A 20,519-nucleotide genomic window follows, 5' to 3' on the forward strand; every position below is an offset into this window, starting at 1 on the left:
CAATGGCGGCCCCTGCGGGTCAACCCGCTCAGGCCGCAGCCTGCAGCCGCATCGCCGGCAGCAGCGCATGGACGAGGCCGAGATCGGCGAGGAAGCGCTCGGTCTCGCGCTGGCGCGCCGCCTCGTCCGGCAGGCGCAGCAGATAGGACGGGTGCACGGTCGCGACCAGCGGCGTGCCGTCCGCCAGCGCCAGGCGCCGGCCGCGAAAACCGGACAGCGGCGCCGTCTCGCCGCTCAGCGCCCGCAGCGCCGTCCCGCCCAGCGCCAGCACCAGCCGGGGCCTGACCAGCCCGAGTTCCAGCGTCAGCCAGGAGCGGCAGGCGTCGATCTCGCCAGCGCCCGGCTTCTGGTGGATGCGCCGCTTGCCGCGCAGGGTGAAGCGGAAATGCTTCACGGCATTGGTCAAGTAGGCCCGCCGGCGATCGAGCCCGACCCGCGCCATCGACAGGTCGAACAATTCGCCAGCCGGCCCGACGAAGGGGCGCCCCGCAAGGTCTTCGCGATCGCCCGGCTGCTCGCCGACGATCATCAGCGGCGCATCTGGCGGGCCTTCGCCGAACACGGTCTGGGTCGCGTCGCACCAGAGCCCGCAGCGCCGGCAGTCGCGCGCCGCGGCGGCCGCCTCGCGCAGATCGCCCGGCTCGTCGACCTGCGCCGGCAGCGGCCGCAGGGCCTCGCGCGGCAGCGCCGGGCGCCGCTCCGGCCGGGAGGCGGGCGCGGCGATCATCGCATCGGTGCGGCGCGACGCCTCGGCGATCAAAGGCGCGATCAGCTCGGCCTCCGGCAGGTTGCGCCAGTATTTCACCGGCATCTCGGCCCGCATCGCCGCCGGGTTGAGCCGGGCTGGATTGAAGATCGCCGCGTAATAGGTCCGCCACCAATCCTCCATCGCGTCACCGCCCGGCGCCTGCGTGCGCCGCGCCGCCTCGCCGATGCGCAGGCTCCCGCCGTCCCAGACCAGCGAGCCGCGCGGCGTCAGGATGCTCCAGCGCATCCCGGCGAAGCGCCTGACGAAGAAGGGCGCCACCGCCTCGAGGATATGATGCTCCGGCTCGAACCAGGCGATGAAGGCCTCGCCATCCTCCGCGTCGCGCACCAGGCGGAAGCGGACGAAGGCGGTCATCTTGTGGAGGTCGCGCCGCACCGCCTTGGCCAGCATCTCGGCGCGACGGATGTCGGGATCGGTCGCGACCTGCAACAGGGCGCGCTCGCCCTGCAGGCGCAGCAGCAGGCGATAGAGCAGGCCGAAGCGCTGCGGATCGCTGTGCAGCACGACGAGGCGCCCGAGTTCGAGAAAGCCGCGCGGCACGACGAGGCCCCGCTCGCCCGCCGCCTCCGGCAGCGCTTCGCCGTCGAAGAGCCCGCCGGGATCGTCGCCAACGCGCCACTCCACCGCGTCGGGCGCGACGGCGGCCGCGGCCAGTCGCCGCGCCAGAGTGCGCCAGCCGTCGAAATCGGCCGGATGAGACAGGCGCGCGACGATCGTCATAGCAGGGCCAGCTGCACCGGCCTGGGCGCCACGCGCGCCCGCAGCCGCTCGGCGTCGAGCTCGCCGCCTGGCCGCCAGTCCGCCGCCTCGATGAAGGGCCGCACCGCGCCGACCGAGCGCACCAGCCGGCCGACATCCTCCAGCCGGAGCCGGCGATGGCGGCGTGCGGCGAGGATACGGTCGACGCTGCGCGTGCCGAAGCCCGGCACCCGCAGCAGAAGCTCGCGATCGGCCCGGTTGACGTCGACCGGGAAGCGCCCGCGATGGCGCAGCGCCCAGGCCAGCTTGGGATCGACGCCGAGATCGAGCATGCCGCCCGGCGCCGCATCGAGGATCTCGTCGACCTCGAATCCGTAGAAGCGCGTCAGCCAGTCGGCCTGGTAGAGCCGGTGCTCGCGCAGCAGCGGCGGTTCGCGCAGCGGCAATTGGCTCGACGCATCCGGGATCGGGCTGAAGGCGGAATAATAGACCCGCCGCAGGCCGAAGGCGGCGTAGAGATTGGCGCTGCGCCGCAGGATCAACGCATCGTTCGCCCCATCCGCGCCGACGATCATCTGCGTGCTCTGCCCCGCCGGCGAGAAGGCCGGCGCCCGCCGCGAGCGGGCGCGCTCGTCGGCATGCTCCTCGATCTTGAGCCGCAGGCCACCCATGGCGGAGCGGATGTCGCCGGCCCGCTTCTCCGGCGCGAACCGGCTCAGCGCCTCCTCGCTCGGCAGCTCGACATTGACCGAGACGCGGTCGGCATAGAGCCCGGCCTGCGCCACCAGCCCGGGGCTGGCGCTCGGGATCAGCTTGAGGTGGATGTAGCCGCGGAAGTGATGGACCTCGCGCAGGGTCTGAGCCACGCGCACCAGCTCGGCCATGGTGTAGTCCGGCGAGCGGATGATCCCGGAGGACAGGAACAGCCCCTCGATGTAGTTGCGCTTGTAGAAGTCGAGCGTCAGCGCCACGACCTCCTCGACGCTGAAGCGCGCCCGCCGGACATTGCTCGAGGCCCGGTTGATGCAGAACACGCAGTCATAGGTGCAGACATTGGTCAGCAGGATCTTGAGCAGCGAGATGCAGCGCCCGTCCGGCGCATAGGAATGGCAAATGCCCGACCCGGTGGTCGAGCCAATGCCCTTGCCGTCGCGGGAATCGCGCTTCGCGCCGCCGCTCGACGCGCAGGACGCATCGTACTTCGCCGCATCGCTCAGGATCTCGAGCTTCTCGAGGGTGGAAAGCCTCGCCAAGGCCGCCTCCATGTTCACTCTTTGTTCTAGGATAGCGATCCTTCCGTCGGAACGCCAGCCCCCTCTCCGGTCTGTCCGCGGGTCAAGCGGCGGAACATGCCGGCGATGGCCGCGTTCCGACTGCTTATCGAGAGGACGTCTACCATGTTCCGCATCCTGCTTGTGCTCGTCGTCATCGCGCTCGGCTATGACGCGATCGTCCATCGCGGCGCCTATACGCGCTCGGTCTGGTACAGGCTGCTGGACAGCACCGAGCAACTGGTCGGCGGCACGCCGCGGCCGGCGACTCCGGTCAACAATGAGGCGCCGCCGGAGCGCCGCGACTGAGGCCGGGGCGCTAAGGGGTCTCCCGCGACAGGGCGGCGCGCTCGATCTCGCGGGCGATCGCCTCGATCATCCCGGTCTCGTCGCCGGCCATGCCCTCCATGGCCGCCATGCGCGCGAGCGCGGTCGCCGCGACCTTCTCCTCCACCGTCTCCTCGGCGAAGGCATAGAAGATCGTGGCGTGCTGCCCGTCGCGATGGCAGCGGCCCTCGATCTGCTGGAGCTGGATCGCGCTGTGGCGCAGATCGTGGACGACGAGCGCGCGCTCGCGCTCCCCGCCCGGCATCTCGCCCCGATGCAGCGAGATCGATTCCGTCACGGTGAACACCACCGCATCCAGCGCGCCGGTCTGGAAGGCGAGCCGCGTCGCCTCGTTGGCCTCGCCCGAATACTCGCCGGAAATGGTGCCGACCCGCCAGCCGAGCCCGGCGAGCCGCTCGACCAGCATCGCCCCCGTCTCGAGGAAGGCGACGGAGATCGCGACCTGGTGGCCGGCCTCCAGCAGGTCGTCGCAGAAGGCCGCGGTGCCGGCGACGCGCAGCAGGCTCGCCTTCTGGCGGAAGCGCAGATCGGCCGCCCAGCCGGCAGGCTTGCGGGTGGAGCCGCCGGCCAGCCCGAGCTCGCGCCGGAATTCGCGCCAGGTCGCCTCGTAAAGCTTGCGCGCTGCGGCATCGAGCGCAACCGGCGCCAATTCGCGCTGCACCTCCGGCCAGCCGGCGATTTCCTCCGGCCGCCTTCGCAAACCGATCGCCCGCGCGCCACGATAGAGCAGGTCGGCCATGACCTTGCGGTCGGCCTCGTTCGGCTCCCAGCTCCAGTTCTTCCAGCGCCCCTTGGCGCGCCCGATCTTCAACCGCTTCATCAGCGCGCGGAAGCCGTCGAGATCGCCGCCCGGCAGGCCGGCCGCGTCGGCCAGCGGCGCCGCGAGATAGGAGAGTTCGTGCGGCGCCTGCCCGGCCGTGGCGCTCATATAGATCGTGAAGGCGGCGCTCGCGGCCATCTGGCGGCAGACCAGCCCCTGCTGCGAGTGCGGATTGCGGATGCGGTGGGCCTCGTCGATCACCACCAGCGGCCAGACGCGCCTGGGCGTGCCGTGCCGGGCGAGTTCGTTGTTCTTCGCCCGCGTCGAGCGCTTCGTGCTCGCCGGCGGCGGCGCCAGCAGCGACTTGGTCCGCTCGAAATTCATCAGCGTCACCTGCTTCTCGGCGCCGACGCCCGAGAGCGCCATGGTGCGCCGCCATTGCGGGATCGCGCCCTTGGGGCAGATCACCAGCACCTCGCGCTCCGGCATGGCGGCGATGGCCAACCAGGCCGAGAGCGTCTTGCCGAGCCCCGTCAGGTCGCCGAGCAGGAAGGCCGAGCGGCCCGCCGCCCGCGCCGACAGGATGGCGGCGCGCGCCTCGCGCTGGTGCGGATGCGGGATCATGCGCTCCGTCGGCGCTGTCGTAGTCATGGTCATGGTCATGGTCACGCCGAGGCCTCGCCGCGCCGGCCGAGATTGCCGGCCCTCTCCTCGAGATAGTCGACCTCGTCCAGCTCGGCCTGGAGCCGCGAGACCAGCAGCGAGACGAAGCCGCTCACCGATTTCGGCAGGGCCCGCCCCTGCATGGTCTGCACTTCGAGCCTGCGCGGCGGCAGTTCGCTGGTGCGCAGCGGCAACGCGACGATGTCGCCGGCCCGCAGCGCCGCGCCATAGGTGATGCTGGCCGCGAACATCACCGCGCCGCCCAGCCTGCAGAAATGGCGCAGACTCGCGACGTTGCTGGAGATCAGCACCGGCTCGATCGAGAGCCCGCGCGCCGAGACATAGCTGTCGACGATGCGCCGCACTGTGTTCTCGCCGTCGAGCGCCGCGATCGGATGCGCCAGAACCTCCTCGATCGAGACGGTCTCGCGCGTCGCCAGCGGGTGGCCCGGTGCGACGAAGGCGTAGCTGCGCGCGGCGCGCTGCCACTGCACGGCGACGCCGCGTTCATGGCTCAGCACAAAGGTCAGCCCGATGTCGACGAGGCCGCTGCGAACCGTCTCCGTCACCATCTGGGGCGACACCACCTTGAGGTCGAACACGATGCCGGGATGGGCCTGCCGGTAGAGGAGGATCGTCTCCGGGATGAAGGTGGCGGCGAAGCCCTCGGTGACGCCGAGCCGGATCAGGCCCTTCTCGGCGTCGCGCACCTCGCGGATCTCGTTGATGATCTGCTCGTCCTCGATCGCCCGGCGCTGGGCATAGGCGAGCAGGGTCTGGCCGGGCTGGGTCAGGATCATGCCGTGCGAGCGCCGCTCGAACAGCGGGCAGCCGAGTTCCTTTTCCAGATTGGCGATGCGGCGGCTGACCGCCGATCCGGCGATGCGCAGGCGCTGCGCCGCGGCGCTGACCGAGCCGGTGCGGGCGACCGCGAGGAAGCATCGCAATGCTGCATTCTGCAAGGCTGACCCTCCGACCATTGCCAGATTGGCAACGATACGTTCGATTCATTCTTATTGCAGCAACCAAAGCGCTTGGGCAGACTTTTGCGTCATGGCGGAGCAAGCGCGGTCGGGAGCCGCGCGACCGCCCCAGCCGACAACAAGCGACGAGGGGACGATCATGCGATTTTTCGGAAGAGGCCTGACATTCGCCGTGGCCGCCACGGCCATCGCCGCGATCAGCGCTGCGCCCGCTTATGCCCAGAAGGCCGCCGACACTGTCCGCTTCGCCTATGACCAGGCGCCCGAGAACGTCGATCCCTTCTTCAATAACGTCCGCATCGGCGTGATCATCGGCGCCAATGTCTGGGATACGCTGGTCTATCGCGATCCGCAGACCAACGAGTACAAGGGCCAGCTCGCCAAGAGCTGGACCCAGGTCGACGACAAGACCATCGACTTCGAGCTGCGCGAGGGCGTGAAGTTCCACAATGGCGAGGAGTTCGACGCCGACGACGTCGTCTACACGCTGAACTTCATCTCCAAGCCCGAGAACAAGGTCGTCACCCAGGGCAACGTCAACTGGATCGCCAAGGCCGAGAAGCTGGACAAGTACAAGGTCCGGCTGACCACCAAGGAGGTCTTCCCGGCCGCGATCGAATATCTCGCCGGCCCGGTGGTGATGCATCCCAACGAGTATTACGAGAAGGTCGGCCCCAAGGGGCAGAACGAGAAGCCGGTCGGCTCGGGCCCCTACAAGGTCACCAACTACGTGCCGGGCAAGTCGATCACGCTCGAGCGCAACAAGGACTACTTCAAGGATTCGCCGAAGCCGCAGCCGACCATCGGCAAGGTCGAGATCCGCTTCATTCCCGACCGCCAGACCCAGATGGCCGAGATGCTCTCGGGCGGCGGCGACCTGATCATGCACGTGCCGAAGGACCAGGCCGACCAGCTCGCGGCGGTGCCGACGCTGCAGGTCGTCTCCGGCGAGACGATGCGCATCGTCTTCATGCAGATGAACGTGCTGGAGAACACGCCGGCGCCGGCCCTCAAGGACGAGCGCGTCCGCAAGGCGATCATCCACGCCATCGACCGCGAGGCGATGGTCAAGAACATCGTCGGCGACGGCTCGCGCGTCCTCAACACCATCTGCTTCCCCAGCCAGTTCGGCTGCACGGACGAGGGCACCGCGCGCTATCCCTACGATCCGGCCAAGGCCAAGGCGCTCCTCAAGGAAGCCGGCCATCCGAACCTCACCCTGGACATCGTCGCCTATCGCGAGCGCAACCAGACCGAGGCCCTGATCGGCTATCTCAAGGCGGTCGGCATCAACACCAATCTGCGCTTCCTGCAATACGCCGCGATGCGCGAGCAGATCGCCACCGGCAAGGCGATGCTGACGCACCAGACCTGGGGCTCGTTCTCGGTGAACGACGTCTCGGCCGCGACCCCGAACTACTTCGCCTTCCGCAGCGAGGACATCACCCGCGACCCGACGGTCCGCGACGCCCTCAACAAGGGCAACAATTCGGTGAACCCCGACGCGCGCAAGGCGGCCTACAAGGAAGCCCTGTCGATCATCGCCGACAAGGCCTACGCCGTGCCGCTCTACTCGCTGCCGGTCTACTACGTCGCGAACAAGGACCTGAACTTCAAGGCCTATCCCGACGAGTCCGTGCGCTTCTGGGAAATGACCTGGAAGAAGTGAGGCGCTGACGAGCCTCCCGGCCGGATGCCAAAGCGCACGGCCGGGAGTCGAGACGATGCCTGATCGGGCCGGCAGCGCGCCGGCCCCCCATGCCCACAGAACAGTCCCGCCCGCAGGCTCACCTGCGGGCGCCGGAACGCCGCAAGCGAAAGCCCCTCCATGCTCGGCTTCATTCTGAAACGGCTCGGCCTGGCGCTCCTCGTCGCGCTCGCCGTCTCCGCCATCGCCTTCTTCCTGCTGCGCCTCTCCGGCGACGTCGCCGCGGCGATCGCGGGCGAAGGCGCGCAGGAGGCGGATATCGAGCTGATCCGCCAGACCTACGGCCTCGATCGGCCGCTGATCGTCCAGTATCTCGAATGGCTCGGGAAGACGCTCTCGGGCGATTTCGGCACCTCGATCTACTTCAAGACCGACGTGGCCTCGCTGGTCTTCGCCAAGCTGCCCGTCACCCTGATGCTGGGCGTGACCTCGCTGCTCTTCGCGCTGGCGATCTCGATCCCGCTCGGCGTGCTCGCCGCGATCTACGCCAACAGCTGGATCGACCGGCTGGCGCTGACCGTGGCCGTCGTCGGCCAGGCGATGCCGAACTTCTTCTTCGCGCTGATCCTGGTCATGCTGTTCTCGATCACGCTGCGCTGGCTGCCGGTCTCCGGCTCAACCACCTGGCAGCATTACGTGATGCCGACCATCGCGCTCGGCTATTACGCCGCGCCGGCCTTCATGCGGCTGATCCGCGCCGGCATGATCGAGGTCCTCTCGGCCGACTATATCCGCACCGCCCGGGCCAAGGGCCTGCCGGCCCGCAAGATCATCTTCAAGCACGCGCTGCGCAACGCCGTGGTCCCGGTGGTCGCGCTCGCCGCCGTCCAGCTCGGCTTCCTGCTCGGCGGCTCGGTGGTGATCGAGACCATCTTCGCGCTCGATGGGCTGGGCTACCTCGCCTACCAGAGCATCACCTTCAAGGATTTCCCCGTCATGCAGGTCGTCGTCCTGCTGCTGTCGGTCGTCTACGTCCTGCTGACGCTGGCCGCCGACATCGCCAATGCCTGGCTCGATCCGCGGATCCGGGTGGCCTGAGATGACAGACACCACGCCCCTCTCGGTCGCCGACGCGCCGGAACTTTCCGAAGGCCGCAAGCTGCTGCGCCGCTTCCTCGGCCAGAAGGCCTTCGTCATCGGCTTCGGCCTGCTGCTGGTCTTCGTCGCCATCGCGCTCGCGGCGCCGCTTCTGGCCCCGCACGACCCCTATCTGCAGAACCTGACCGCCCGCAACGTGCCGCCCTTCTGGTATCCGAAGGGCAACTGGGTCCACCCGCTCGGCACCGACCCGCTCGGCCGCGACTATCTCTCGCGCCTGCTCTATGGTGCGCGGATCTCGCTGCTGATCGGCATCAGCGTCGTGCTGATCTCGGGCATCATCGGCACCACCATGGGCCTGCTCGCCGGCTATTTTGGCGGCCGGGTCGATATGGCGATGACCTTCCTGGTCACCACGCGCCTGTCCATGCCGGTCATCCTCGTGGCGCTCGCCGTCGTCGCCATCGTCGGCTCCTCGCTGTGGATCGTCATCCTGGTGCTCGGCCTGCTGAAATGGGACCGCTTCGCCGTGGTGATGCGCAGCGCGACACAGCAGGTCCGCTCGCTCGACTATGTCGCCGCCGCCCAGGCGGCCGGCGCCTCGACCCCGCGCATCGTGCTCGGCGAGGTGCTGCCCAACATCGCGCCGCACCTGATCGTCGTCGCGACGCTGGAAGCCGCCAGCGCCATCCTGCTCGAAGCCGCCCTCTCCTTCCTGGGCCTCGGCGTGCAGCCGCCGCTGCCGTCCTGGGGGCTGATGATCTCGGAGGCCAAGGCCTACATGTTCTTCTCCTTCTGGCTGATCGCCCTGCCCGGCACGGCGCTCGCCCTGCTGATCTTCGCGATCAACCTCGCCGGCGACGGGCTGCGCGACGTGATCTCGCCGGAGGGCCGCACATGATCTCGCAGGCCATCCTCGAGATCGACGGGCTCTCCGTCGACATCGCCACCCCGCGCGGCCAGCTGCACGCCGTCCGCGAGATCTCCTTCAAGGTCGAGAAGGGCAAGACGCTCTGCCTCGTGGGCGAGTCCGGCTGCGGCAAGTCGATGACCTCGCTCGCCATCATGGACCTGCTGCCCAAGGCGGCGAAGAAGAGCGCCCGGCGCCTCGCCTTCGCCGGCGAGGACATCGCCAAAGCCTCCGCCAAGCGCATCAACGCGCTGCGCGGCGACCGCATGGCGATGATCTTCCAGGAACCGATGACGGCGCTGAACCCCGCCTACACCATCGGCGACCAGATGACGGAGGCCTACCGCCTGCACCGCAAGGCGAGCGAGCAGGAGGCGCGCGAGCGTGCGATCCTCTTGCTCGGCAAGGTCGGCATCGCCAATGCCGAGCAGCGGCTGGGGCAATATCCCCACCAGCTCTCCGGCGGCCTGCGCCAGCGCGTGATGATCGCCATGGCGCTGATGTGCTCGCCCGACCTGCTGATCGCCGACGAGCCGACCACCGCGCTCGACGTCACCATCCAGGCGCAGATCCTGCGCCTGCTCGCCGATCTCCAGGAGGAGCTCGGCATCGCCATGGTGCTGATCACCCACGATCTCGGCATCGTCGCGCGCATCGCCGACTGGGTGGGCGTGATGTATGCCGGCCAGATCGTCGAGGAAGGCCCGACCGAGGCGATCTTCCGCAATCCGCGCCACCCCTACACGCAGGGGCTGATCGCGTGCATCCCGGTGCCGGGCCGCACCGAGCCCGGCGGCGAGCTCGGCGTCATCCCCGGCGTCGTGCCCTCGCTGGTCGGCGAGGTCCGCGGCTGCAGCTTCCGCGACCGCTGCCGCCACGCCCGCCCCGAATGTGCGTCCGAGCCGCCGCTGCGCCGCACCGATGACGGGCACAGCTGGCGCTGCATCCTGGAGACCGCGGCATGAGCACTTCCCAGCCCCTGCTCGAGGCCCGCAACCTCACCCGCTCCTTCTCGGTCAGCCAGGGCCTGTTCAAGGGCCGCCGCACGCTGCACGCCGTCAACGGCGTCTCGCTGGCGATCGCCAAGGGCGAGGTCCTCGGCATCGTCGGCGAATCCGGCTGCGGCAAGTCCACCCTCGCGCGCATGCTGCTCGGCCTGCTGCCGCCCTCGGGCGGCGAGATCGCGCTGGCCGGCGAGCCCGTCGGCACGCTCGGCCGCCTCGGCATGGCCCGTCGCGTCCAGCCGGTGTTCCAGGACCCCTATTCCTCGCTCAACCCGCGCCGGACCATCGCCTCGATCGTGGCGCTGCCGCTCGCCGTGCAGGGCATCGGCACGGCCAAGGAGCGGCGCGAGACGGCCATTGCCATCCTCGACAAGGTCGGCCTGCCCCGGCGCTTCGCCGACCGCTATCCGCGCGAGCTTTCGGGCGGCCAGCGCCAGCGCGTCGCCATCGCCCGCGCGCTGATCCTCAAGCCGGAGATGGTGGTCTGCGACGAGCCGACCTCGGCGCTCGACGTCTCGGTGCAGTCGCAGATCCTCAATCTGCTCAACGACCTGCGCCGCGAGCTCGGTCTGACCTATGTCTTCATCAGCCACAATCTCGTGGTGGTCGAGCATATCGCGACCCGCGTGGCGGTAATGTATCTCGGCCGGGTCGTCGAGCTGACGGACACCGCGACGCTGTTCAAGGCGCCGCGCCATCCCTACACCAAGGCGCTGCTCGCCTCCGTGCTGACGCCGGAGCCCGGCAAGGGCATTCCGGAGACCGGGCTCGGCCTCGCCTTCCCCGATCCGCTCAACCCGCCCTCGGGCTGCCCGTTCCACCCGCGCTGCCCGGCCCGCATGGACCGCTGCTCGCGCGAGGAGCCGGCGCTGCGCCAGGACGCGGCGGGGCTGGTCGCCTGCCATCTCTACGACGAGCCGGCGGCCGCCAGCGCCTGATCCATTCCGCCGGGCCGGTGCCGTCGCGGCCCGCCCGGCATCGCCCACCCATCCGTGACGAGACCACGAGGACAGCCATGACCCGCGCCAAGGCGATCGCGCATGCGCACGACTATTTCGACACCGGCCGCTTCAGGGACGATCTCTCCCGCCTCGTCGCCATGCCGACCGAGAGCCAGAACCCGGACCGCGCCCCGGTGCTGGGCGAGTATCTCGAGACCGAGATGCGCCCGCTGCTCGAAGGGCTCGGCTTCACCTGCCGGACGCTGACCCACGCCAAGGCGCGCGGCCCCTTCCTCTATGCCGAGCGCATCGAGGATCCGGCCCTGCCGACGATCTTCGGCTACGGCCATGGCGACGTGATCCGCGGGCTCGACGCGCAGTGGAGCGAGGGGCTCTCCCCCTGGACGCTGACCGAGCGCGGCGACCGCTGGTATGGCCGCGGCGTCGTCGACAACAAGGGCCAGCACGTCATCAACATCAACGGCCTCAAGGCCGTGCTGGAGACGCGCGGCAAGCTCGGCTTCAACGCCAAGTACCTGATCGAGATGGGCGAGGAGAGCGGCTCGCCGGGCCTGCGCGAGCTCTGCCAGGACCATAAGGAGCTGTTTGCCGCCGACGTGCTGATCGCCTCCGACGGCCCGCGCCTCAATGCCGAGCGCCCGACCATCTTCCTCGGCTCGCGCGGCGGCGTCACCTTCGACCTCTCGATCAATGCCCGCGACGGCGGCCATCACTCGGGCAACTGGGGCGGCATCCTCTCCGACCCGGCGATCCAGCTCGCCCACGCCATCGCCTCGATCGTCTCGCCGACCGGCCAGATCCGCATCCATGAATGGGTGCCGACCGAACTGCCGGCCGCGGTGCGCGAGGCCCTGGCCGATTGCGAGATCGACGGCGGCCCTGACGGCCCGACCATCGATCCCGATTGGGGCGAGCCCGGCCTGTCCCCGGCCGAGCAGGTCTTCGGCTGGTGCTCCTTCGACGTTCTGGCGATGAAGTCGGGCGTGCCCGAGACCCCGGTCAACGCCGTGCCGCCGAGCGCCTGGGCGCGCTGCCAGTTGCGCTATGTCGTCGGCATCGACCCCAACGAGGTGCTGCCGTCGCTACGCCGCCATCTGGCCCGCCAGGGCTTCCCGATGGTCGACGTCAGGCTCTCGCGCGACGAGATCTTCCACGCCACCCGCCTCGATCCCGAGGATCGCTGGGTGAAGTGGGCGCTCGCCTCGATCGCCAGCACCACCGGCAAGAAGCCGGCGCTGCTGCCCAATCTCGGCGGCTCGCTGCCCAACGACATCTTCTCGGACATTCTCGGCCTGCGCACGATCTGGGTGCCGCACTCCTATCCCGGCTGCTCGCAGCACGCGCCTGACGAGCACCTGCCCGTCGCCATCGCGCGCGAGGGCCTCGGGATGATGGCCGGGCTCTACTGGGATCTCGGTGAGAGCGGCCGCCCGGCGGTCTGAGACGATGAAGATCGATTTCTTTGTGATCGATGAGACGCGCACCGCCGATTCCGGGCAGCGCCAGGCAACGCAGCTCGCCGCTCCTCATCCGCGCGACGCCCGCTCTGCCCCACTCCTGCTCTGCCCTACTCCTGGGGCTCGCGCGGATCGCGTCCCGGCGGCAGGTCGACAGGGCTCGCCGGCGGGCCTTCCGGCGGCGCGTCGGGCGGCAGCTCCGGCGGCGGGTCGTTGGGGATGCCGACAGGCTCGTTGTCCGGCGGGTTCTCGATCGGCGGCGAGGGCGACACCTCGCCCGGCGTCATCGGCGGCAGCTCCGGCGGCGCCTCCGGCACGGCGGGCGGCTGGCCCGGCCCCGACATTTGGCTCGACATTTCGATGCCTGACATCTCGACATGGCTCATCTGCTTCTCCCTTCCCGAGCCAACGCGCCAGCGGCCGGGAAGTTCGCAGCCATGCCCCTCGCCCCAGCGGAACAATCGCCGCCTGGGCGGCTTGGTGAGGCAGGAGACAGCCATCAGGGAGAGCGACCATGCCCGCCAGCCAGCAGGACCAGCAGACCCGCGAGAACCCCGCCTTGCTCGACGAGCGCATCCCGGGAGAGTCCGTGCGCCCCGAGGACGCCTCGTTGCGCCCCGAGCCCGACGCCCCGCTCACCGACCGCCGCAGGGCCAGCGACGAGACCGCGGTGCACGACCCCGGCAGCGACGCCAACGAAACCGTGGACGGGCTCAACGAGCAGGAGGAGGCGGTCAGGCAGGCGGCCGAGGAAGCGCCCGCGCCCGACGCCGCCGACAAGCCCGAAGACGCGACGCCCGTCTTCGACAGGGGCAAGGAACAGACCAAACTCTGATCGCGCGGGCGATGCGAACGGCGCAGCCGACCTTGCACACCACGGGGAGCATACGGAGCACGCCATCTCGAAGGCGGTCGCGTGGCATAGCAACGTTCGATCAGCATCAAACCGGGCGCAGCTGAAATCAGCGGATCAGAACGCCGTGCGAACGTGCGACGCATGCGAAGGCTTCGCGCCTCGCATAATCCGGCGCGCGCCTCGCGAAAGCAATGCGCTTAACCGCCTAAGCCTTTGATTGTAAAGGAAGGTTCGTGGTGGGTGATGTAGGGCTCGAACCTACGACCCGCTGATTAAGAGTCAGCTGCTCTACCAACTGAGCTAATCACCCAACGCCACGAAGACGTTTGCCAAGCGGCGCAAACCGCGTCGACAGGCGGGCATTTAGCAAAGCCTTCGGACCCTGTCCACTCGTTTGCGACAGAAATATGCAGGCTCCGCTCGACAATCTTTCGGGCTGCGCGCCAACCCCGCGAAAATCGGCTTTTCCGGGCGATATTCGGCAGATCGTCCTCACTGCTGCATGACGAAAAAACGAGGGGCGCGGTACCCATTGTGGATACCGCGCCCCTCTGCAACAGCGAATCGTGAGATGCGGGCCGCTCAGGCGGCGCGGCGATTCAGCAGATGGTAGAGGCCGATCGCGGCGAATGTCGCCGTACCGATGCCGCCGAGCTCGAAACCGAAGATCGGCAGCTTGAGGTCACCGGCGCCGAGGATGAGCGCGGTCGCCACCGTCAGCAGGTTCTTGGGCTGCGAGAAGTCGACCTTGTTCTCCACCCAGATGCGGCCGGCCGCCGCCGCGATCAGGCCGAACACCACCACGGCGAGGCCGCCGAGCACCGCCACCGGGATGGTGCCGATCACCGCGCCGAACTTGGGCGAGAAGCCGAGTACCAGCGCGATCACGCCGGCCGCGACGAAGACCAGCGTCGAATAGACCCGCGTCACCGCCATCACGCCCATGTTCTCGGCATAGGTGGTGACACCGGTTCCGCCGCCGGAGCCGGCGATCATCGTGGCGACGCCGTCGGCGATGAAACCGCGGCCGATCAGCCCGTCGAGATTGCGCCCGGTCATCACGGCGATGCCCTTGATGTGCCCGAGATTCTCCGCGACGAGGATGATCGCCACCGGCGCGATCATGGCGATCGCCTTGGCGTCGAAGACCGGCGAGACGAAGGCCGGCAAGCCGAACCAGGAGGCCGCGCCGATGCGGGCGAAGTCCACCGCCGGCGCGCCGAAGCTGGTCGCCGTGGTGGCGTAGAGGATATAGGCCGCGAAGCCGCCGATCAGCACCGGCAGGCGCTGCACCAGCCCGCGCCCGTAGACCGCGATCAGCGCCACCGCGAGCACCGTGAACAGCGCGATCCACTTGGTGTAGGGGCTGGCCGAGATCATGTTCATCGCGACGCCGGTCAGGTTGAGACCGATCGCGGCGACCACCGCGCCAGTCACGACCGGCGGCAGCAGCGACTCGATCCAGCGCGTGCCGACCGCCATCACCACCAGGCCGATCGCGGCATAGACCGCGCCGCAGGCGATGATGCCGCCGAGCGCGATGCCGAGATTGGGGTTGGGCCCGCTGCCGGCATAGCCGGTCGCGGCGATCACCACCCCGATGAAGGCGAAGGACGAGCCGAGATAGCTCGGCAGCCGACCGCCGGTGATCACGAAGAACAGCAGCGTCGCGATGCCGGAGAAGAAGATCGCGACGTTGGGGTCGAAGCCCATCAGGATCGGCGCCAGCGCGGTGGCGCCGAACATCGCCACCACATGCTGCAGGCCGGCGATGACGGTGTGGCCGAGCGGCAGGCGCTCATCGGGCATCACGTCGCCGGAAGTCTTCAAGGTCCAGTTCGGAAAATAACCGGCCATCGCGCTGCTCCCCGCCAATCGCGCCCCTGCGCGTCAGGCGGGATTAGTGGCGAGAATGGGGCCGCAGCCAAGATGTCGCACCTCGCCGTCCACTGCAATCACGCGGCAGCAGGCCGAAAAATCGCCAGGACGACAGCAAAACCAGCCCGCACGAACGAAAAAGGCCGGCACGCGCGGTGCCGGCCTTTCGATCGTGATCGATGCGGGAGACGGCCTTACTCGGCCGCCGCCTGAGCATGGACGCGCTCGCCGCGCGCCATCAGCTTGTTCAGCGCTACCAGATAAGCCTTGGCGGACGAGACCAGCGTGTCCGGGTCCGCACCGCGGCCGGTGACGGCGGCGCCGCCCTGCGACAGGCGCACCGACACCTCGGCCTGCGCATCGGTGCCCTCGGTCACCGCGTGCACGTCGTAGAGCTCCAGCTCGGCCTCATGCGGCATGATCGCCTTGATCGCGTTGAACACCGCATCGACCGGGCCGTTGCCCTCCGCCTCCTCGGTGACGGTGCGGCCGTCGATGTCGAGCTTCAGCGTGGCGCGCTGCGGGCCGCGCGTGCCGGCGATCACCGTCAGCGAGACCAGCTTCACGCGGTCATGGGCGGTGGCGATGTTCTCATCGACCAGCGCCTCGATATCCTCGTCGTAGACGTGCTTCTTGCGGTCGGCCAGCGCCTTGAAGCGGGTGAAGGCGTCCTCGAGCTGGTTGTCGCCCAGGTCGTAGCCCATGTCCTTCAGCTTGGAGCGGAAGGCGGCGCGGCCGGAATGCTTGCCCATCACCAGCGAGGTCTTGGTGACGCCGACCGAGGCCGGGGTCATGATCTCGTAGGTCTGCTGGTGCTTCAGCATGCCGTCCTGGTGGATGCCGCTCTCATGGGCGAAGGCGTTCCGGCCGACGATCGCCTTGTTGTACTGCACCGGGAAGGAGCAGGCGGTCGACACCGCCTTGGAGGCCCGCGTCAGCATGGTCGCCTCGATGCCGGTGTCGTAGGGCAGCACGTCGCCGCGGACGCGCAGCGCCATCACCACCTCTTCCAGCGCGGCGTTGCCGGCGCGCTCGCCGATGCCGTTGATGGTGCACTCGACCTGCCGCGCGCCGCCCTCGATCGCGGCCAGCGAATTGGCGACCGCCAAGCCCAGATCATTGTGGCAATGCGCCGAGAAGATCGCCTTGTCAGCGTTCGGGACGCGCTCGCGAACCGCCTTGAACATGGCGCGGTACTCGTCCGGCGTGGCGTAGCCGACCGTGTCGGGCAGGTTGATCGTGGTGGCGCCGGCCTTGATCGCGGTTTCGACCGCGCGGCAGAGATACTCGATCGGGGTCCGCGTGGCGTCCATGCCCGACCATTCGACGTCCTCGACCAGATTGCGGGCCTGGCTGACGGTGCGGGTGATGATCTCCAGCACCTCCTCCTCGCTCTTGCGCATCTGGTGCTGCAGATGGATCGGCGAGGTCGAGACGAAGGTGTGGATGCGCGGCTTGGCCGCATGGCGTACCGCCTCGCCGGCCCGCGCGATGTCGGCGCTGATCGCCCGGGCGAGGCCGGCGACTGTGGCGCGCTTGATGCGGCTGGCGATGGCGGATACCGCCTCGAAATCGCCATCGGAGGCGATCGGGAAGCCGGCCTCGATGATGTCGACGCCCATCGCGTCCAGCATGTCGGCGACCTCGAGCTTCTCCTCGAAGGTCATGGTGGCGCCGGGGCACTGCTCGCCGTCGCGCAGGGTGGTGTCGAAGATCAGGACGCGATCTTTCGACGAAGCGGTGGTGCTGGTGGTCATGATGGTCGTCCCTGGCTCTGGTCGCGCGGCCCTTCGAGGCTCATTGCGCGGACAAGTGGTGAAGTCCGTTCCGCCGATCCCCTGAGCGCCCAGGCATGCATGCCCGGCCGGCCCTCAGGGGCTGGTAAGGAGAAGGAGCTCGCCGAGGGTCGAGGGAACGCGCATGCAGACGGTCCGCGCAGCGGCGCGGGTCTTCGTCAGGGCATGGGCGGCGGGCTGGGCCACGGGGATTCCTCGAATGCGTGAAATTATCTAACCGATCCGGACGCCACAGCGCAAGCTCTGATCAGCGCAGCACCGCGACGCCGGCCTTCAGCGTCCGCACCGGAGCCGGCGGCGCAGGCCAGAGCTGCAGGCGGTAGAAGTCGTCGCCCTCCATGCCGTCGTCGCTGACCGTGGCCAGCCCGGCATAGGAGGCGCGCAGCCGGTAGCTGCCCGGCGGCAGCGCGATGCGGACGGCGTCGGGCAGATAATCAGTGCAGCCGAGAATGGCGACGCGGCCCGAACGCACGGTGAAGGAACACTCGTTGACCAGGTCCCATTCGCCGAAATCGTCCTCCGGCTCGTCCGCATGCACGGAGACCGCGACCGGCACGTCGCGATTGCGCGCCGTGCCGATGCCGACGCTGCTCTCGGCCACGGCGAGCAGCCGGCCGACGGCCTCCTCGGTCCAGAGCTGGCCGAAATCCTCGTTGGCGGATTCGTCCTGCAGGTAGAACTGGAAGTAGTCGGCGAAGAGCGACAGGGTGAGCGTGGTCTGGTCGGTCATGGCCGAGATGTCCCCCAGCGGCGTGTCGAGACTGTGGCCGCCAGGAGCGCGGCTACCCGGCCCGGTTTGGCTGTCCCCGCGGAATCGGTCATGGTCGGGCCCGAACCAGCAGGGATGACCACCATGCGCGCCGCCCTCCTCGCCTCCGCCCTCGGGCTCAGCCTCGCGGCCTGCCAGACGGCCGGCCCGCCGCCCGCGCCGCCGCCGGAGAACGCTCCGACCGGCGTGACGCCGAACACCTTCCGCATGCCGGCCGGCGCCGGCTGCACCGGCGAGGTCGAGCGCTTCCAGGCGATCATCGACAATGATCTCGCCACCGGCCACACCACCAAGGGCGTGCACGACCGCGTCACCGCCGAGATCACCCGCGCCCGCGCCAGTTGCGCCGCTGGCAATGATGCCGGCGCCACCGCGCAGGTCCGCGCGACCCGGAGCAAATTCGGCTACCCGTGAGCCTCTCGAGGCGCCGATCGACCGGAAAGGGCCGCCAGCGGCCCCTTCCCTGATGATCCGGCTCGCCCTGCCGCGCTTCGCATAGCGGTTCGCCGACGGGGCAGCGCTCAGCCCGCCAGCCCCCGTTTCCCCAAGAGCGCGTCCGGCGTCGGCAAGCGCCCGCGGAACAGCGTATAGGCCTCGGCCGGGTCGCGCGTATCGCCGGCCGAGTAGATGTAGCGCTTCAAGCGTTCCGCCACCGCGGGCGAGAACACGTCGCCCGTCTCGGTGAAGGCGTTGAAGGCGTCGGCGTCCATCACCTCCGACCAGAGATAGCTGTAATAGCCGGCCGAATAGCCGTCGCCCGAGAAGACATGGGCGAAATGCGGGGTGCGGTGGCGCATGGTGATCTGAGCCGGCATGCCGATCCGGGCGAGTTCCGCCGCCTCGAAGGCGAGCGGATCGACCTCTGCCGGCGCCTCCAGCGAATGGAAGGCGAGATCGACCAGCGCCGAGGAGGTGTACTCCACCGTGGCGAAGCCCTGGTTGAAGGTCTGCGCCCGCCGGATCTTCTCGATCAGCGCCTCGGGGATCGGCTCGCGGGTCTCCGCATGCAGGCAGAAACGGCGCATCACCTCCTCGGTCAGGAACCAGTGCTCGTAGAGCTGCGAGGGCAGTTCGACGAAGTCGCGCGACACCGAGGTGCCGGCGAGCGAGCCATAGGTCACGTCCGAGAGCAGCCCGTGCAGGGCATGGCCGAATTCGTGGAAGAGCGTGCGCGCATCGTCGATCGAGAGCAGCGCCGGGCGCCCCTCCGCTGGCTTGGCGAAGTTGCAGACGTTGACGATGATCGGGCGGACCTCGCCGTCGAGCCGGCGCTGGCCGCGATAAGCGCTCATCCAGGCGCCCGAGCGCTTCGAGGCACGGGCGAAGTAATCGCCGAGGAAGAGCCCGATATGGCGCCCTGTCGCGGCCTCGCTCACCTCCCAGATCCGCACGTCGGGATGGTAGCCGCGCAGGTCCCGCCGCTCGGCGAAGGCCAACCCGAACAGCTTGCCGGCGGTATCGAAGGCGGCGGCGACGATGCGGTCTAACTGGAGATAGGGCTTCAGCTCGGCCTCATCGAGCGCATAGGTCTTCTGGCGCACCTTCTCGGCGTAGTAGCGCCAGTCCGAGGGGCGGATCGGCCGGTTCTCGCCCTCCTCCTGCGCCAGCGCGGCGAGATCGGCGGCCTCCTGCGCCGCCCGGGCGCGCGCCGGCGCCCAGACCAGCTCCAACAACTCGCGCACATGCGCCGGCGTCTTGGCCATCGAATCGTCGAGCTTGAAATGGGCGAAGGTCGGGTAGCCGAGCAGCCTGGCCTTCTCGGCCCTGAGTGCCACCGTCTCGGCGACGATGGCGCGGTTGTCGGTGGCGCCGCCGTTCTCGCCGCGCCGGCTCCAGGCGGCAAAGGCCTCCTCGCGCAGCGCCGTGCGGGTCGAGAAGGTCAGGAAGGGCTCGATGATCGAGCGCGCCAGCGTCACCGCATGCTTGCCGGGATGGCCGCGATCGGCGGCGGCGCGCGCCATCGCCGCGACGACGAAGCCGGGCAGTCCGTCGAGATCCGCCTCGTCGGCGATGATCAGCGCATAGTCGGCCTCGTCCTTCAGCAGGTTCTGGCCGAAGCTGGTGCCGAGCGCCGCCAGCCGCTCGCCGATCGCGGCGAGGCGCGCCTTGTCCTCGGCGCCGAGTTGCGCGCCCGCGCGCACGAAACCGCGATGGGTCCGCTCCAAGAGCCGCAGCTGCTCCGCGTCGAGCCCGAGCGCGTCGCGCCGGGCGAAGACCGCGTCGACGCGGGCGAACAGCGCCGCGTCCATCATCACCGCCGACCAGTGCCGCGACATCAGCGGCGACATCTCGCGCTCGATCGCCTGCAGCGCCTCGTTCGTATCGGCGCCCGCGAGGTTGTAGAACACCCCGCCCAGCCGGCTCATGCCGCGCCCGGCCCGCTCCAGCGCCTCGATCGTGTTGGCGAAATCGGCCGGCGCGGGCTCGGCCTTGATCGCCTCGATCTCGGCGCGATGCCGGGCAAGTGCCGCAGGAAACGCCGCGCGGATATGCTCGGGCGTGATCTCGGCGAAGGGCGGCAGGCCGAACGGCGTCTCCCAGACCCGCGCGAACGGGTTGCCTTCGGGCAGGTCCAGGGCTTCCGGAGCGGTCATGGCGGATGGCCTTTCAACATGCATGGCAAGGCGCGCGCCGGAGGGGCGCCCACC

The 20,519-nt window shown here is 69.2% G+C and carries 18 protein-coding genes and 1 tRNA gene; 9 read left to right on the plus strand and 10 right to left on the minus strand.

The annotated features are described in order from the left end of the window. Positions 1-28: 28 nt before the first annotated feature. Positions 29-1,489, minus strand: coding sequence for a UdgX family uracil-DNA binding protein (locus ABE438_RS01200; RefSeq protein WP_346500417.1), 1,461 nt, complete (start codon positions 1,487-1,489; stop codon positions 29-31). Beyond that, positions 1,486-2,733, minus strand: coding sequence for a putative DNA modification/repair radical SAM protein (locus tag ABE438_RS01205; protein ID WP_346500419.1), 1,248 nt, complete (start codon positions 2,731-2,733; stop codon positions 1,486-1,488). The genes ABE438_RS01200 and ABE438_RS01205 overlap by 4 nt, the downstream gene beginning before the upstream one ends. A gap of 132 nt (positions 2,734-2,865) precedes the next feature. Between ABE438_RS01205 and ABE438_RS01210 the strand changes: the two genes are divergently transcribed. Beyond that, positions 2,866-3,048: a hypothetical protein gene (locus ABE438_RS01210; RefSeq protein ID WP_346500420.1), complete on the plus strand. Its 183-nt coding sequence runs from the start codon at positions 2,866-2,868 to the stop codon at positions 3,046-3,048. Between the two features lie 10 nt (positions 3,049-3,058). Here the strand turns inward: ABE438_RS01210 and ABE438_RS01215 are convergent, their stop codons facing one another. Next, positions 3,059-4,498 carry a DEAD/DEAH box helicase family protein gene (locus ABE438_RS01215; protein ID WP_346500422.1) on the minus strand — a complete coding sequence of 480 codons (1,440 nt, stop codon included), beginning with the start codon at positions 4,496-4,498 and terminating at the stop codon, positions 3,059-3,061. A gap of 14 nt (positions 4,499-4,512) precedes the next feature. After that, positions 4,513-5,472, minus strand: coding sequence for a LysR family transcriptional regulator (locus ABE438_RS01220; RefSeq protein WP_346500423.1), 960 nt, complete (start codon positions 5,470-5,472; stop codon positions 4,513-4,515). Positions 5,473-5,665: 193 nt separating this feature from the next. Here ABE438_RS01220 and ABE438_RS01225 point away from each other — a divergent pair, with 193 nt between their 5' ends. The 6 genes from ABE438_RS01225 (at position 5,666) to ABE438_RS01250 (ending at position 12,557) form a co-directional block, all read left to right on the plus strand. After that, positions 5,666-7,162 carry an ABC transporter substrate-binding protein gene (locus tag ABE438_RS01225; protein WP_346500424.1) on the plus strand — a complete coding sequence of 499 codons (1,497 nt, stop codon included), beginning with the start codon at positions 5,666-5,668 and terminating at the stop codon, positions 7,160-7,162. Positions 7,163-7,321: 159 nt separating this feature from the next. Then, on the plus strand, positions 7,322-8,239 hold the full coding sequence (locus ABE438_RS01230) for an ABC transporter permease (RefSeq protein WP_346500425.1): 918 nt from the start codon (positions 7,322-7,324) through the stop codon (positions 8,237-8,239). A gap of 1 nt (position 8,240) precedes the next feature. Next, the gene (locus ABE438_RS01235; protein ID WP_346500427.1) at positions 8,241-9,140 is read left to right on the plus strand and encodes an ABC transporter permease; all 900 of its coding nucleotides are present in this window, start codon (positions 8,241-8,243) and stop codon (positions 9,138-9,140) included. Beyond that, positions 9,137-10,114, plus strand: coding sequence for an ABC transporter ATP-binding protein (locus ABE438_RS01240; RefSeq protein WP_346500428.1), 978 nt, complete (start codon positions 9,137-9,139; stop codon positions 10,112-10,114). The genes ABE438_RS01235 and ABE438_RS01240 overlap by 4 nt, the downstream gene beginning before the upstream one ends. Further along, a complete protein-coding gene (locus tag ABE438_RS01245; RefSeq protein WP_346500429.1) occupies positions 10,111-11,091 on the plus strand; it encodes an ABC transporter ATP-binding protein in 981 nt (326 codons plus the stop codon). Before ABE438_RS01240 ends, ABE438_RS01245 begins: the two co-directional genes overlap by 4 nt. 77 nt (positions 11,092-11,168) lie before the next feature. Further along, positions 11,169-12,557, plus strand: coding sequence for a M20 family metallopeptidase (locus ABE438_RS01250; protein ID WP_346500431.1), 1,389 nt, complete (start codon positions 11,169-11,171; stop codon positions 12,555-12,557). Between the two features lie 125 nt (positions 12,558-12,682). Here the strand turns inward: ABE438_RS01250 and ABE438_RS01255 are convergent, their stop codons facing one another. Continuing rightward, positions 12,683-12,958 carry a hypothetical protein gene (locus ABE438_RS01255; protein ID WP_346500433.1) on the minus strand — a complete coding sequence of 92 codons (276 nt, stop codon included), beginning with the start codon at positions 12,956-12,958 and terminating at the stop codon, positions 12,683-12,685. A gap of 128 nt (positions 12,959-13,086) precedes the next feature. Between ABE438_RS01255 and ABE438_RS01260 the strand changes: the two genes are divergently transcribed. After that, positions 13,087-13,407, plus strand: a complete 321-nt coding sequence (locus tag ABE438_RS01260) for a hypothetical protein (protein ID WP_346500434.1) — start codon at positions 13,087-13,089, stop codon at positions 13,405-13,407. A gap of 255 nt (positions 13,408-13,662) precedes the next feature. On the opposite strand, the gene ABE438_RS01265 is transcribed toward ABE438_RS01260, so the two are convergent. From ABE438_RS01265 to ABE438_RS01280, 4 genes are all read right to left on the minus strand, one after another. Continuing rightward, positions 13,663-13,738, minus strand: a tRNA-Lys gene (locus ABE438_RS01265). 272 nt (positions 13,739-14,010) lie between these two features. After that, the gene (locus ABE438_RS01270) at positions 14,011-15,285 is read right to left on the minus strand and encodes a solute carrier family 23 protein (protein ID WP_346500436.1); all 1,275 of its coding nucleotides are present in this window, start codon (positions 15,283-15,285) and stop codon (positions 14,011-14,013) included. A 215-nt stretch (positions 15,286-15,500) separates the two neighbouring features. Then, positions 15,501-17,063, minus strand: a complete 1,563-nt coding sequence (locus ABE438_RS01275; RefSeq protein ID WP_346500437.1) for a 2-isopropylmalate synthase — start codon at positions 17,061-17,063, stop codon at positions 15,501-15,503. A 286-nt stretch (positions 17,064-17,349) separates the two neighbouring features. After that, entirely contained in the window at positions 17,350-17,832 is a 483-nt protein-coding gene (locus tag ABE438_RS01280) for a hypothetical protein (protein WP_346500439.1), read from the minus strand. Between the two features lie 123 nt (positions 17,833-17,955). On the opposite strand from ABE438_RS01280, the gene ABE438_RS01285 reads away from it, so the two are divergent. Continuing rightward, positions 17,956-18,285: a hypothetical protein gene (locus ABE438_RS01285; RefSeq protein WP_346500440.1), complete on the plus strand. Its 330-nt coding sequence runs from the start codon at positions 17,956-17,958 to the stop codon at positions 18,283-18,285. Positions 18,286-18,392: 107 nt separating this feature from the next. Here the strand turns inward: ABE438_RS01285 and ABE438_RS01290 are convergent, their stop codons facing one another. Next, complete coding sequence (locus ABE438_RS01290) at positions 18,393-20,465, minus strand: M3 family metallopeptidase (RefSeq protein WP_346500441.1); 2,073 nt, start codon at positions 20,463-20,465, stop codon at positions 18,393-18,395. Between the last annotated feature and the right edge of the window lie 54 nt (positions 20,466-20,519).

Origin of the sequence: Allobosea sp. TWI1241, from assembly GCF_039673065.1 — a bacterium.
In the GTDB taxonomy this organism is placed as follows: Bacteria; Pseudomonadota; Alphaproteobacteria; order Rhizobiales; family Beijerinckiaceae; genus Allobosea.